General features: G+C 73.9%; 14 protein-coding genes. 7 read left to right on the top strand and 7 right to left on the bottom strand.

From position 1 onward, the window contains the following. Window positions 1-98: 98 nt before the first annotated feature. Complete coding sequence (locus ACZ6S5_RS25515; protein WP_466004353.1) at window positions 99-1,685, bottom strand: DHA2 family efflux MFS transporter permease subunit; 1,587 nt, start codon at window positions 1,683-1,685, stop codon at window positions 99-101. 151 nt (window positions 1,686-1,836) lie between these two features. Next, entirely contained in the window at window positions 1,837-2,769 is a 933-nt protein-coding gene (locus ACZ6S5_RS25510; RefSeq protein WP_466004351.1) for an AraC family transcriptional regulator, read from the bottom strand. Window positions 2,770-2,873: 104 nt separating this feature from the next. Here ACZ6S5_RS25510 and ACZ6S5_RS25505 point away from each other — a divergent pair, with 104 nt between their 5' ends. Beyond that, window positions 2,874-3,368 (top strand): anthrone oxygenase family protein, encoded by a 495-nt coding sequence (locus tag ACZ6S5_RS25505; RefSeq protein WP_466004350.1) that lies wholly within the window; start codon window positions 2,874-2,876, stop codon window positions 3,366-3,368. A 15-nt stretch (window positions 3,369-3,383) separates the two neighbouring features. On the opposite strand, the gene ACZ6S5_RS25500 is transcribed toward ACZ6S5_RS25505, so the two are convergent. The 5 genes from ACZ6S5_RS25500 to ACZ6S5_RS25480 form a co-directional block, all read right to left on the bottom strand. Further along, window positions 3,384-4,040 (bottom strand): DUF305 domain-containing protein, encoded by a 657-nt coding sequence (locus ACZ6S5_RS25500; RefSeq protein WP_466004348.1) that lies wholly within the window; start codon window positions 4,038-4,040, stop codon window positions 3,384-3,386. Next, complete coding sequence (locus tag ACZ6S5_RS25495) at window positions 4,025-4,777, bottom strand: lytic polysaccharide monooxygenase (RefSeq protein WP_466004346.1); 753 nt, start codon at window positions 4,775-4,777, stop codon at window positions 4,025-4,027. Before ACZ6S5_RS25495 ends, ACZ6S5_RS25500 begins: the two co-directional genes overlap by 16 nt. Before the next feature lie 171 nt (window positions 4,778-4,948). After that, on the bottom strand, window positions 4,949-5,827 hold the full coding sequence (locus ACZ6S5_RS25490; protein ID WP_466004345.1) for a phosphatase PAP2 family protein: 879 nt from the start codon (window positions 5,825-5,827) through the stop codon (window positions 4,949-4,951). Window positions 5,828-5,931: 104 nt separating this feature from the next. Beyond that, a complete protein-coding gene (locus ACZ6S5_RS25485; RefSeq protein WP_466004343.1) occupies window positions 5,932-7,569 on the bottom strand; it encodes an MDR family MFS transporter in 1,638 nt (545 codons plus the stop codon). Further along, window positions 7,566-8,033 (bottom strand): MarR family winged helix-turn-helix transcriptional regulator, encoded by a 468-nt coding sequence (locus tag ACZ6S5_RS25480; protein ID WP_466004341.1) that lies wholly within the window; start codon window positions 8,031-8,033, stop codon window positions 7,566-7,568. Before ACZ6S5_RS25480 ends, ACZ6S5_RS25485 begins: the two co-directional genes overlap by 4 nt. A 103-nt stretch (window positions 8,034-8,136) precedes the next feature. On the opposite strand from ACZ6S5_RS25480, the gene ACZ6S5_RS25475 reads away from it, so the two are divergent. The 6 genes from ACZ6S5_RS25475 (at window position 8,137) to ACZ6S5_RS25450 (ending at window position 13,208) form a co-directional block, all read left to right on the top strand. Continuing rightward, window positions 8,137-8,739 (top strand): TetR/AcrR family transcriptional regulator, encoded by a 603-nt coding sequence (locus ACZ6S5_RS25475; RefSeq protein WP_466004339.1) that lies wholly within the window; start codon window positions 8,137-8,139, stop codon window positions 8,737-8,739. Between the two features lie 123 nt (window positions 8,740-8,862). Beyond that, complete coding sequence (locus ACZ6S5_RS25470; protein WP_466004337.1) at window positions 8,863-9,639, top strand: SGNH/GDSL hydrolase family protein; 777 nt, start codon at window positions 8,863-8,865, stop codon at window positions 9,637-9,639. A 30-nt stretch (window positions 9,640-9,669) separates the two neighbouring features. After that, window positions 9,670-10,011 (top strand): MmcQ/YjbR family DNA-binding protein, encoded by a 342-nt coding sequence (locus ACZ6S5_RS25465; RefSeq protein WP_466004336.1) that lies wholly within the window; start codon window positions 9,670-9,672, stop codon window positions 10,009-10,011. Window positions 10,012-10,071: 60 nt separating this feature from the next. Continuing rightward, window positions 10,072-10,701, top strand: coding sequence for a GNAT family N-acetyltransferase (locus tag ACZ6S5_RS25460; RefSeq protein WP_466004334.1), 630 nt, complete (start codon window positions 10,072-10,074; stop codon window positions 10,699-10,701). A 71-nt stretch (window positions 10,702-10,772) separates the two neighbouring features. Further along, window positions 10,773-12,104 (top strand): low temperature requirement protein A, encoded by a 1,332-nt coding sequence (locus tag ACZ6S5_RS25455; RefSeq protein ID WP_466004333.1) that lies wholly within the window; start codon window positions 10,773-10,775, stop codon window positions 12,102-12,104. 48 nt (window positions 12,105-12,152) lie between these two features. Next, complete coding sequence (locus ACZ6S5_RS25450) at window positions 12,153-13,208, top strand: SRPBCC domain-containing protein (RefSeq protein ID WP_466004332.1); 1,056 nt, start codon at window positions 12,153-12,155, stop codon at window positions 13,206-13,208. The last annotated feature ends 105 nt before the right edge of the window (window positions 13,209-13,313 follow it).

Here is a 13,313-nt window from a genome sequence, read left to right as displayed (position 1 = left end):
CCCGCCGGTACCCGTCCCGTCCCGGGGCAAACGGCGGATCCGGTTGGCCGAGACGGCGACGGGCCGCCGGCGGATCGCCGGCGGCCCATCGCTGGCAGTCAGTGCAGGCCGACCGGCATCGGCGGCTGCTCCGTCGGCTCGCCGTCGAGCAGGTGCGACGGCTCGCGCCGGCGGGGCAGGAACGCGACCGGGATGAAGGTGGCCAGGACCAGCGCGAACCCGACCCAGAAGGTGGTGGCGAACGAACTGGCGGCGAAGTCGAGGCCGCGCTCGATCAGCGCCGGGGGCACCGGGAACTGCTGGGTCACCTCGGGGTGCTGCTGGGCCGTGATCGCCAGGTAGGCCTCGGTGACGGGCTTGCCGCTCGCCGGGTCGGTCATACCGGGGATGACCCGGGAACCGTTCAGCTCGTTGGTGAGGATCACCGACATCACCGCGGCGCCCACCGAGCCGCCGATCTGCTGGAGGATGTTGACCAGCGTGGAGCCCCGGGCCACCTCGGCGGCGTGCAGCGTCTTCAGCGCCGAGGTCATGATCGGCATCATGGTGGCGCCCATGCCCAGACCCATCACGAACAGCGCCCCGCAGAGCAGCCAGTACGAGGTGTGCGGGTCGACCTGGGTGAAGGCGAAGAAGCCGGCGGCGATGAGCACCAGCGCGAACGGCACGGTCCGGCCGACCGGCACCCGGTCGGCGAGCATCCCGGCGACCGGCATGGTGAGCATGGCGCCGATGCCCTGCGGGGCCATCAGCAGGCCGGCGGTGAGCGTCGACTCGCCGCGGATCTGCAGGAAGTAGCTCGGGAAGAGCAGGCCGGCGCCCATGAACGCGATGATGAAGACGAACAGGCTCGCCGAGGCGACGGCCAGGTTGCGGTTGCGGAACAGCCGCAGGTCGAGCAGCGGGTGCTTCGGCTTGAACGAGTAGAGCACGAACCCGACCACGAGCACGGCGCCGATCAGCATGGGCAGCCACACCGCGTTGTCGGTGACCGTGCCGGCCTCCGGCAGCGAGGAGACGCCGTAGAGGAACAGGGCCAGGCCGGGCGAGAGCATCACCATGCCGAGGAAGTCGAACGACTCCGACGGCTCGGGGGCGTCCTTCGGCAGCGCCAGCCAGGCGTAGCAGAGCGCGATCAGACCGATCGGCAGGTTGATCAGGAAGATCCAGTGCCAGCTCGCGGTGTCGATCAGCCAGCCGCCGAGGATCGGGCCGCCGATCGGGCCGAGCAGCATCGGGATGCCGAGGACGGCCATCAGCCGGCCGATCCGGTGCGGGCCGGCCGCCCGGGTCATGATCGTCATGCCCAGCGGCATGAGCATGCCGCCGCCGAGCCCCTGCAGCACCCGGTAGCCGATCAGCTCGGTGATGCTGTCGGCGGTGGCGCACAGCCCGGAGCCGATGGTGAACAGCGCCAGGGCGGTCATGTAGAGGCGCTTGGTGCCGAACCGGTCGGCGGCCCAGCCGCTGAGCGGGATCACCGTGGCCAGTGCGAGCGTGTAGCCGGTCATCGTCCACGCCACCCGGGCGTACGACGCGTCGAACTCGTTCTGGAAGGTCGGCAGCGCCACGCTGACGACCGTCACGTCGAGGATCGACATGATCGCGCCGAGCACGACCACTCCCGCCACCTTGAGCACCGCGGCGTCGAGCTTGTTCGACGTCGCGACGGGTTGATGGGTCACGAGTTGTCTCCTGATTCCGATCCGGTGGGGGTGGTGGCGGCACCGCGCCCCGGAGGGGGGCAGGCGCGGCGAGGGGCGTGCGCACGCAGACTAACCAGCACCTCCGACGCTCGGCCTCCCGTTTCCGAAGCCTCGTGGCGCGGAGCACGCCTCAGGCCGTCGCCCGATATTCGTGGGGACTGATGCCGCGGACCCGCTTGAAAGCGGCGCTGAGCGCGAACGGACTGCCATAGCCGACCCGGCGGGCCACCGCGGTGAGCGTCAGCCCGGTGTCCCGCAGCAGGTCGGCGGCGATGGCGAGGCGCCAGCCGGTGACGAAGGCCATCGGCGGCTCGCCGACCAGTCGGGTGAAGCGACGGGCGAACGCGGCCCGGGAGACGCCGACGGCGGCAGCGAGCCCGGCCACCGTCCAGGGGTGAGCGGGATCACGCTGGACCAGCCGGACCGCCGGGCCGACCACCGGGTCGGCGTAGGCCCGGTACCAGCCGGGCGGCCCGTCGCCGGGGCGCGCGAACCAGGCGCGCAGCGCGGCGATGACGAGCAGGTCGAGCAACCGGTCGAGGACCACCTCCTGCCCGGGTCGCGCCCGGTCCAGCTCCGCCGCGAGCAGCGGGACGACCGGCAGGTCGCCCTCGTCGGCGGTGAGCACCGCCAGGGGCGGCAGCGCCGCGAGCAGGCCCGCCCCGACCGCGCCGCTGCTGGCGTACGTGCCGGTGAGCAGCGCCGTGCCGGCGTCCGGCCGGGTGCCCCAGGTACGCAGGCCGACCGCCATCGAGTCGGTCAGCTCGCGGCCGTCGAGCGTGGTGCACCGCTGGTCCGGGTGGATCAGCACCTGCGGCGGGGTCTCCGGCCGGTCGGCGACCGTGTACGGGTCGGGCCCGCGCAGCACCGCCACGTCACCAGGGTGCAGCGCCACCGGCGGGCCGCCGTCGGGCAGCACCCAGGCGGCGCCCCGGACCACCGTGGTGACGCTCAGCGGGGCCGCGTCGCACACCCGGATCGACCACGGCGGATCCATCACGGTACGGAGCAGGAAGGCGTCCCGGGCGCGCAGACCCCGCAGCACCTCGGCGAGCACGTCCACCCGGCGAGCGTAGACGCCTGCGTATGGTTCCGGGCTTTCCGGCCATGGACCGTCCAGCCACGGTCGGGTGCGATGGAGGGCATGACGAGACGAGGAGGCGCCCGGTGACCGCGCTGCGGACCGGCGCGCTGCTGTTGGCGACGCTGACCACGGGCCTGACGGCGGGGCTGTTCGCCGGCTTCGCGTACGCGGTGATGCCGGGCCTGGCCCGGGTGGACGACCGGACCTTCGTGGCCACCATGCGGTCGGTCAACCAGGCCATCCTGAACGGCTGGTTCGCGCTCTGCTTCGGCGGCGCCCTGGTCGCCACCCTCGCCGCCGTGCTGCTGCACCTGCCGGACGGCCGGCGCGCGCCGCTGCCCTGGCTGCTGGCCGCCCTGCTGCTCTACGGGCTGGTGCTCGCCGTGACGGCCACGGTGAACGTGCCGCTCAACGACCGGCTCGCGGCCGGTGCCGCCCGGTCGGCCGACCCGGCCCAGCTGCGGGCGATGTTCGAGGACGCCTGGGTGCGCGGGAACCTGGCGCGGGCCGTGCTGAACACCGCCGCCCTCGGTTGCCTCTGCGGGGCGCTGCTGGTCGCCCGGTCGGCGGCCGGCTGACCGGCGCCCGGGTGGTCACGGCCGGTGGGCCGCCCGGAGCTTGGCCATCAACCCGACCTCGGCGGTCCGGGACCGTTCGATGCGCCCGGCCAGCTCGCGCACGCGGGCGCTGGTGCCGGCGCGTACCTGCGCCCGGGCCAGGTCGGCGGCCTGGCGCTGGTGTGTGCCGAGCACGTCCAGCAGGACCGCGTCCACCCGGCCCGGCGGCGCGGCCCGCAGCCGCGCCAGGCCGGCGGCGGCGTCGCTGTGTCCGGAGTGGTCGTGGTGGGCGGCGACGGCCGCCGCCGAGGGACCGGACTCGCGCAGCCAGCCGCGCATGGTGGACTGTTCGTCGGCCTCGGTCACCTCGACGGCCGCGATGAGGGTACGGATCTCCCGGTCCGTCGTGCGCTCGAGGCCGAGCCGCACGATCTGCCGGGTCTGGTCGATGTGCGCCGCCATCATGGTCAGGAACAGCAGGTCGATGGGGCTGGTGGCACTGTCGCCGGCCGGGGTGGCCGCCGGGCCGGGCCGGGCGGGCGCGGACGTGCAGCCGGCGGCGGCCGTCACCAGCGCCAGCAGGACGGCGGTGAGCAGGCGGCGGGTACGGCCGCGCTGCCCCGGGGCGGGGCGGGTGCCGGGGGCGGCACACGCGGGGCGTGGCCGCACCCGGGCGGTCAGATCCGCTGCCACAGCGCGGGCACGTTCGGCGGCTCCCACCCGGGGAGCGCGGTGTGCGCCTGGATGCACCGGTAGGTCAATCCGCTGTAGGTGACCACGTCGCCGACCCGGTAGGCGGTGCCGGCCGTCCAGGTCCCGGTCGGCGCGGGGCTGGTCGGGCTCACGGTCGGGCTCGGGCTGGGCGACGGGCCGGTCGGGGACGGTGTCGGGGACGGAGACGGGCTCGGCGACGGGCCACCGGACCCGATCTGCAGGTCGACGCAGGAGTAGAAGGCGTTGGCGGTGTCGGCGATGTTCCAGATGGCGAGCAGCTTCTGCCGGCCGGAGAAGCCGCTGAGGTTGACGCTGTGCGACACGGTCGCGTCGGGCTGCCGGCCGCCGCCGTCGAAGACGGCCACCCGGGTGCCGCCGATCCAGTACTCCCAGTTGGCGGTGGCGTGGCGGGCGGTGTTTACCCAGGTGAAGGTGACCGAGCTGCCGACCTGGGTGGCCGGCCAGTCGCGGCTGTCGTCGTTGAGCACGGCGAACTGGGCGATCCCGGCGTGGCAGCTGCGCAGCCCCTTGGGGCCCTCGACGCTCTGCGGCTCGTACTGGATCTGGCCGCAGTCGGGGACCTTGTGCTGGGCGCAGAGCGCCTGGCGGCTGGGAGGCGCGGAGACGTACCCATGGGCCTGGGCGGGCGCGGCGACGGCCAGGGTGGCACCGACCACGCCGGTGGTGAGCAGCGGCAGGGTGATTCTTCGACGCACGGCGGCAACTCCTTCGGTGGGGCGGTAGGAGATGCCACGAACATAAATTAAACCTTGTTAACAGTAAAGACGCCTGTCTATAAAATAAGCCCCCGACGAAGCCGCCTCGAGTTCGGGGGCGCCGGCACGGAAATTTTCTGGTACGTCGATGGCTCAGCTCGCGCGCCGGTTTCACCCGCGGCCCGGCGGCCGGAAGCGGCGAGCGCCGCCGGTGGAGCCCACCCGGTTCCGTCGACGGCGCCCGGCGTGCCGGCGGGTGTCCACCAGGTGGGGCCGGACGGGTCCGGCGGGCGCCGGTACGGCCACCGGGCGTCGGACGGCCGGCGGTCGGGGCAGGACCGCCAGGATCGGCACGAGCAGGACCGTGGCGACCACGGCGTCGAGCCAGTAGTGATTGCCGGTGCCGACCACCACCAGCAGGGTGACCAGCGGGTGCGCCAGCCAGAGCCAGCGCAGCCGCCCGGCGGTCACCGCCACCAGCGCCACGGCGACGGCCAGGGCCCAGCCGACGTGCAGCGATGGCATGGCCGCGTACTGGTTGCTCAGGGTGTCCGCCTCGGGTGACCCGTAGACGGCCGGGCCGTACCGCCGCCCGGTGTCCACCAGGCCGGTCAGCGCGGTCATCCGGGGCGGGGCGAGCGGGACGAGCAGGTGCAGGGCCAGCGCCGCCGCGGTGAGCGCGGCGAGGGCCCGGCGCAGCCGGAGGTAGTGGCCGGGGTGGCGGGCGTACAGCCACATCAGGCAGATGACGGTGGCCGGGAAGTGCACGTAGGCGTAGTAGCCGTTCGCCAACCGGACCAGCAGGTCGTGGGTGAGCAGTGGCTGTTGGACGGCGGCCTCGCCGGGCAGGTGGAGCAGTCGTTCCAGCCGCCACACCCCCTCCCCGTTGGCCAGCGCGGTGGACGTCCGGCCGGCCACGGCGAGGCGGCCCGCCTTGTACGCGAGAAACAGCGTGGCGACGAGCGCCAGTTCCCGGGCCGCCCGGCGTACCACCCCGGTCCACCGGACCCGGGCCACCGCGCGGGACGCCCCGGCCTCGGTCGTGTCCACGTGCTCCTCGATTCGGTCGAGGCCGCCGGGCGGACGGCCCGCGCGACCCACGGGCCAGGGCCGCCGCCGGGTCACGGCGACGGCCCTGGACGGGCGGTCCGGCGTCAGCGCCGGGCCGGATCCGAGGTCACCGGGTCCACGGCGACCTCGTCGAAGGCGGGCGCCCCGTCGACCGCGTCGGCCGCCACGGCCACCGACCGGCCGGTGTCGGGCAGGTCGAGGCTGGACCGCAGGGTGACCGGCTTGAGCAGGAGCGCGGCGATGATGCCGACCACCGCGATGGCCGCGGAGATCAGGAAGATGTGCCCGGTGGCGTCGCCGTACGCGGCCCGGACGATGTGCTCCACCGGCGCGGGCAAGGCGTCCAGGTTGAGGTTGCTCTTGCCCCCGCCGCCGGAGGTGGGGAAGCCGGCGGCGGCCAGGTCGTGGGTGATCCGGTCGGTGACCTGGCGGGCCAGCACCGCACCGAGCACGGAGACACCGATGGTGCCGCCGAGCGACCGGAAGAACGCCACCGAGGAGCTGGCCGCGCCGATGTCCTTGAGCGCGACGGTGTTCTGCACGGCGAGCACGAGGTTCTGCATGGTCATGCCGACCCCGACCCCGACCACGAACATGGCGGCGCCGACCAGCACCAGCGAGGTCTCGTGGTCGATGGTGCCGAGCAGGGCGAAGCCGGCGACCAGGATGATCGACCCGGCGACGATGTACGGCTTGATCCGCCCGGTGGCGGTGATCAGCCGACCGGCGACGATCGAGGAGAGCAGCACCCCGGCCATCATCGGGATGGTGAGCAGGCCGGCCTCGGTCGGGCTGTAGCCGCGGCCGATCTGGAAGTACTGGCCGAGGAAGACGGCGCCGCCGAACATGGCCATGCCGACCGCGAGGCTGCCGAGGATGGCCAGCGCGGTGGTGCGCTCCCGCACGATCTTCAGCGGCACCACCGGCTCGGCGGCCCGGGACTCGACCCAGCCGGCCAGCGCGAGCAGCAGCACGGCGCTGCCGACCATCGCCGCGGTCTGCCAGGAGAGCCAGGCGAACGAGTTGTCGACGAACGAGATCCAGACCAGCAGCACGCTGACGCCGGCGGCGATCAACGTCGCGCCCAGGTAGTCGATCTTCACGTTGTCCCGGCGCAGCGTGGGCAGGTGCAGGGTGACCTGCAACAGGATCAGCGCGATCACGGCGACCGGCACGCCGACGAAGAAGCACCAGCGCCAGCCGAGCCAGGAGGTGTCGACGATGAGGCCACCGAGCAGCGGGCCGCCGACCGTCGCGAGCGCCATCACGCCGCCCAGGTAGCCGTTGTAGCGACCGCGCTCCCGCGGCGGGATCATGGCCGCGATGGCGACCTGCACCAGGGCCTGCAGGCCACCGACCCCGATGCCCTGGAAGGCGCGGGCGCCGATGAGCTGACCGGCGTTCTGCGCGAACCCGGCGGCGACCGAACCGGCCAGGAAGACCACGATGGCGACCTGGATGAGAATCTTCTTGTTGAACAGGTCGGCCAGCTTGCCCCAGATCGGCGTGGTCGCCGTGGCGGTGAGCAGGGTGGCGGTGACCACCCAGGTGTACTGGGTCTGCGAGCCGTTCAGCGCTCCGATGATCTTCGGCAGGGCGGTCGAGACCACCGTGCCGCTGAGCATCGCGACGAACAGCACGAGCAGCAGGCCGCTGAGGGCTTCCAGCGTCTGCCGCTTGCTCATCGGTGCGGCTTCCGCCGTTGCGGTGGGTGCGCTCATCGCGCGTCCTCCAGGTTGTCGTGGTGTGCGAGGGCGACCTCGAGGTCGCGGGTGAACCGGCCGAGCGCGGCGGACAGCGCCGCCACCTCGTCGGGGGTCCAGTCGGCGAGCGCCCGGATGAGCACCCGGCCGTACCAGTCCTGGGTGTCGGCCAGGGCGCCCCGACCGGCGTCGGTGACGGTCAGCCGGCTGGCGCGCCGGTCGGTCGGGTCGGCCCGCCGTTCCACCAGGCCGTTCGCCACCAGGGCGGTCACGGCACGGCTGACGGTGGACGGGTCGAGCCGGGTGCGGTCGGCCAGGTCCCGGGCGTGGCACCCGGCGGCACCGGCGTCGATGTGCCGGAGCAGGCCCACCAGGCCGAGCGGGATGGTCGGCCGGTCCGTGGCACGCCGCTGCTTGAGCAGCCGCACGCCCTTCAGCAGGTCGTGCAGCCGCGTGCCGAGTTCCCGGGTGGCGGTGTCCACGGATCTCCTCCAGGGCGACGTTGGTTGCCTCAAGCAATAATCAACGAATCTTGCGCAGTAGGCAAGTTTGCGCAATGAGAAGCACGTCACGTAGGCTGGACGGGTGACCGAGGGCAGCGGACTGCGCGAGCGCAAGAAGGCGGCGACCCGCCGCGCGCTGCATGAGGCCGCCCTGCGCCTCGCCGCCGAGCAGGGACTGGACCGGGTAACCGTGGAGGCCATCGCCGACGCGGCCAACGTCTCCCGCCGGACCTTCTCCAACTACTTCTCCAGCAAGGAGGAGGCCCTCTTCCACGGCGACACCGCGCGGCTGCGCCGGATGCTGGACCTGCTCCACGAGCGGCCCGCCGACGAGCCGCCGTGGACCGCGCTGAGCGCCGCCGCCGTGGCCCTCGCCGCCGACGTCTTCGACGACTCCGCGATGTCCTGGCTCACCCGGCGACGCCAGCTGCACGGGCACCCGGGGCTGGTCGCGCACCAGGTCGCCGCGTACACCGCGATCGAGCGGGAGCTGGCCGGCGAGCTGGCCCGCCGGCTCGGCGGTGCGGGGGCGGCGCTGCGCTCCCGGGTCCTGGCGGCGACCTTCCTGGCCACCCTGCGGGTCGCCGTCCAGCACTGGCTCGAACACCCGGACGGGCCGCTGGTCGACACCCTCCGAGCCGCCCTCGCCGAGGCCGCTCCCGCACCGTCCGCGAACGCTTCCTGACAACCCGTCCAGCCGGCCACTCGGCCGGCCGCAAAGGGCGGTAACCAACGCCCGGGAAGCCGCGAGCTGCCGCAGGACGAGTCGGCGGGGCGGAGCACCTCCGCCGGGTGCAGAATGTCGGGCGTGATCGGGCGACGGGCAGCCAGGGCGGCACGGGCCGCGGGGCTCGCCGCCGCCGGGACCGCCCTCGTCCTCACCGTCGCCTCCCCGCTCGGGCCGGCGACCGCCGTCCCCTCCCCCGCCGGCACCGTCGTCGCCCTCGGCGACTCGGTCCCGGCCGGCACGGCCTGCGGCTGCACGCCCTTCCCCGACCTGTACGCGCGGATGCTCGCCCCCGCCACCACCTCGGTGAACCTCGCCCTCGGCGGCACCACCTCGGCGGACCTCGACGGGCAGCTGCGGTCGCCGGTCGGGCGCCAGGCGCTACGCCGGGTCGACGCGGTGCTGATCATGTCGGGGGCCAACGACATGGTGCCGCTGGTCGAGTCGCGCTCCGGCGCGGCGGCGTACCGGGCCACCGCGGCGCAGGTGGGCGAGCACGTCGCCGCCGCGATCAGCGCGCTGCGGGCGCTGCACGGCGGTCCGCTGCCGGTGCTGGTGCTCGGCTACTGGAACGTCAGCCGGGACGGGGCGGTCGCCCGGGACAGCACGGACGCCGCCGGGCTCGCCGAGGCGGACACGGCCACCGGGTACGTGAACGAGGCGCTGCGGGCGGCCGCGCGTCGCAGCGGGGCGACCTACGTGGCCACGTACCCGGAGTTCCGCGGCCCCACCGGGGAGGCCGACCCCACCGAGCTGCTCGCCGACGACGGCGACCATCCCAACGCCCGGGGTCACGAGGTGATCGCCCGCGCCGCCTACGACTCGTCGGCGGAAGTCCTGCGGGCCGCGCCGCGCTGAACTGTCGCAGGGCGGCGTTAGCGTCCCCGTGTGATCACCGTCGACGACGTGCGGGCGCTCACCCGGACGCTCCCCCGCACCAGCGAGCACCTGATCCGCGACCGGATCAAGTTCCGGGTCGGCCAGATCGTCTACGTCGCCTTCTCGCGCGACGAGCGGACGATGGGCTTCGGCTATCCCAAGGAGGAACGGGACGGCCTGATCGCCGCCGAGCCGGACCTGTTCTTCCTGCCCCCACCCGCCGACCTGCGCTACCACTGGGTGTGCTGCCGGCTCGACCAGCTCGACCACGAGCAGATGACCGAGCTGGTCTGTGAGGCCTGGCGGATGGTGGTGCCGAAGTTCCTCGCCCGCGAACGGCTGGGCGACTGAGCTGAGCCGGCGGCCGGCACGGGCTTCGGTGAGAACGGTCTCACGCCGTACGGTCCAGGCATGAGCAGCACGCCGACGCCGACCACGTCGATCATCCGGTCCTACCGGCCCGGCGACCACGACGCGGTCTACGACATCTGCGTCCGCACCGCCGACGCGGGCGGGGACGCCCGCGGCCGGTACGCGAGCGACGACCTGATGCCCGACCTGTTCGCCGGCCCCTACCTGCACCTCGAACCGGAGCTGGCGTTCGTCCTGGCGGACGCCGGCCGGGTCGTCGGGTACGTCCTCGGCACGGCGGACACCCCCGCCTTCGCCCGCGCCTACCGGCGGCAGTGGATCCCCCGGCTGGCGCACCGCTACCCCGAACCGACGACCGCGCCGCGCACCCCGGACGAGGAGATGGTGGCCCTGCACCACCGTCCCGAGCGACTGCTCCTGCCCGAGCTGGCGGGCTACCCCGCCCACCTGCACATCGACCTGCTCCCCGAGCACCATGGGCGCGGCCACGGCCGGCGGCTGCTGGAGACGTTCCTGGCCGCCGCGGCCAGGGCCGGCGCGCCCGCCCTGCACGTCGGCATGGTCACGGCCAACGTGCGGGCGCGCGGTTTCTACGACCGGCTCGGCTTCCACGAGATCCCGGTGCCCGACCCGGGGCCGCTCACCTACCTGGGCCGCTCGACCACCTGACGACACCGTGGCCGGGACGGATGGCGTTCGAATCCGCCCCGCGTCGGCCCCGCCGCTGGGAGACTCGTCCGGTGGAGGGCGAGCAGCGGCGCGGCAGGCTCGGGCCCGCCGTGCCGATCGCCCCGGCCGCCCGCGTGGACAAGTTCGAGGTCTTCTTCGACCTCGTCTTCGTCGTGTCCTTCTTCATCATCACCCGGGCCACCGCGGCGAACGTGACCTGGCGGGAGCTGCTGCACGCGCTGCTCGTACTCGCCGTGCTCTGGTGGTGCTGGATCGTGCACAGCGTGGTGGCCAGCCGGCTACGCCTCGGCGAGGGCTTCGTCCCGGTGCTGATGGTGATCGGCATGATGGCGCTGTTCACCTTCGCGCTGGCCCTGCCGCAGACCTTCGGCGGCCTGCACGAGGGCGCGGCCGGACCGATCCTGGTCACGATCAGCTACATGGTGATCCGCGCCGTGCACCTGGCGCTCTACGCACACGCCACGCGAGGGCGCCCGATCGCCCGCCGCAAGCTGTACCAGTTCATTCCCGAGATCGTGATCACGACGCTCCTGCTCTTCGTCGCGGCACTGGTCCCGCCGATGATCAAGGACACCGAGACGGGGCTGTGGCTGCGGGACGGGCTGTGGGTCGCCGTCGTCCTCATCCAGTACGCCAGCGGGCTGGTGGCCGGCAGCAAAGGGTGGGAGATCACCTCCGCGGAGCACTGGACGGAACGCTACGACCTGATCCTCATCATCGCGCTGGGCGAGTCGGTGATCTCGGTCGGCGTCGGCGGCAATCTGCTCGGCAAGCCGGTGACCTGGCCCGCCATCCCGGCGGCGATGCTGGGCATCCTGTTCACTGCGGCCCTGTGGTGGGCGCACTTCGACATGATCGGCCCGGCCGCCCGGATCGCGCTGCACGCCGCCCAGGGCACCCCGCGGGTGTCCATGGGCCGCGACGCGTACGCGTACCTCTACCTGCCGATGATCGCCGGCGTCATCCTGTTCGCCATCGGCGCGGAGGAACTGGTCCGCACCATCACCGACCCGGCGGGCGGGGTCGCGGAGCGGGGACACGGACCCGCGGTGCCCCTGCTGTTCGCCGGGGTGATGATCTACCTGGCCGCGGACCTGGCGTTCCAGTGGCGCACGCTGCGCACCGTGACGTGGACCCGGATCGGCGTGCTCCTGGTGCTGGCGGCCGGGCTTCCGGTGGCCCGGGACCTGCCCGCCCTGGGGGCGCTCGGGCTGCTGACCGCCATCTGCGTCGCGCTGGTCGCGGTCGAGCTGGTGATGCTGGCGGACGCCCGGCACGCGCTGCGCCGGACGGTGTTCGAGGAGAAGACGCACCAGGAGACCAGCGAGGCCGCCTTCCGCGCCCGCTGGCACGGCGGCGGCCCGGAGCAGGCGACCGAGTGACGGTCGCCCGTCCGCGACGGCGGGGCGGGCGAGCCGTAGAGTCTCCGCGTGATCGAGATCGACACCGACGTCGAGCTGTTCCACCCGGCCGATCCGGTGTGGCAGGCGCTGACCGACCGGGCGCTGCTCGCCAAGTGGTTCGCCGAGGCCACGCCGGCGCCGGACGCGCCGGGCCGGCTGCTGCTGCGGACGGCCGGGCTGCCCGGGTTCGACGCCGACGTCGAGGTCGACGTGGTGCGGCAGCGGCCGCCGGAGCTGCTGGTGCTGCGCTGGCGGGAGGGCGAGCGGCAGAGCCTCCTGACCGCCACCGTCGTCCCGACCGGCCACGGCTGCCGGCTGACCGTCCACGAGTCGCTGGAGCAGGGCGGGTGGGACGCCGACCGCCGGGCCGAGCACCACCAGCAGGCGATCGCCGTCCGGCTGCCCGCCATCCTCGACTGGCTGGCGTTCCAACAGATCGACCTGCGTCGCGCCGAGGGCGGGCTGACCGCCGAGCTGCCGATGGTCGGCGCGCGGGCCGGGACCGGCCGGCGGTGGGCGCTGCTGGTCGGCGGAGTGGTGGTGTGCCTCGCCCTGGCCGGCGGGGTCGCGGTGTGGGTGGCAGGCCCGGAGCAGCCGGCGCCCGCCCCGCCGCCGGCGACGGCGCCGCTGGTGATGCCGAGCGCCCGCAGCCAGCTGCCCGAGGCCGGCCCGTCCCGTGCGCCGCGGACCGCCCGCAGCACCGCGACCGTCACCGCCGCCCCGACTCCAACGGCCTCGCCCGGTCGCACGCGCGCCGCGAGCGCGTCGCCGGCGGCGCTGGCCGCCACGTACCGGACGGTCTCCGACCGGGTCTTCGGCTACCGGGCTGAGGTGGTGGTCAGCAACCCGGGCAGCGCGGCGAAGCAGACCTTCACGGTGGTCGTCACGCTCGGCTCCGGGGCCACGGTCGGCAACGTCAACGGTGCTCAGGCGTCCCAGGACGGCGAGGTGGTCACGTTCACCGGGGCGGCGGTCCCGTCCGGCGGGTCGGCGACGATCCGGTTCGACGTACGGGATCCGGATCCGCTCAGCCAGGCGCCGAAGGGCTGCGCGGTCGACGGCAACCCCTGCACCGGCCTCTAGACAGGAGGCGGCGCCGGGGGGGGGCGGGGGGGGGCGGGGGGGGGGGGGGGGGGGGGGGGGGGGGGGGGGGGGGGGGGGGGGGGGTTCGGGGGCCCTGAAAATGTT

Source organism: Micromonospora sp. NPDC051924, assembly GCF_055586005.1.
The sequence above is the reverse complement of the archived record's forward strand: the minus strand, read 5'-3'. Positions and strand labels throughout refer to the sequence as shown.

Coding starts and splice junctions, on each gene's coding strand:
- ACZ6S5_RS25485 (WP_466004343.1), bottom strand. CDS start 7,569: ATGAGCGCACCCACCGCAACGGCGGAAGCCGCACCGATGAGCAAGCGG.
- ACZ6S5_RS25460 (WP_466004334.1), top strand. CDS start 10,072: ATGAGCAGCACGCCGACGCCGACCACGTCGATCATCCGGTCCTACCGG.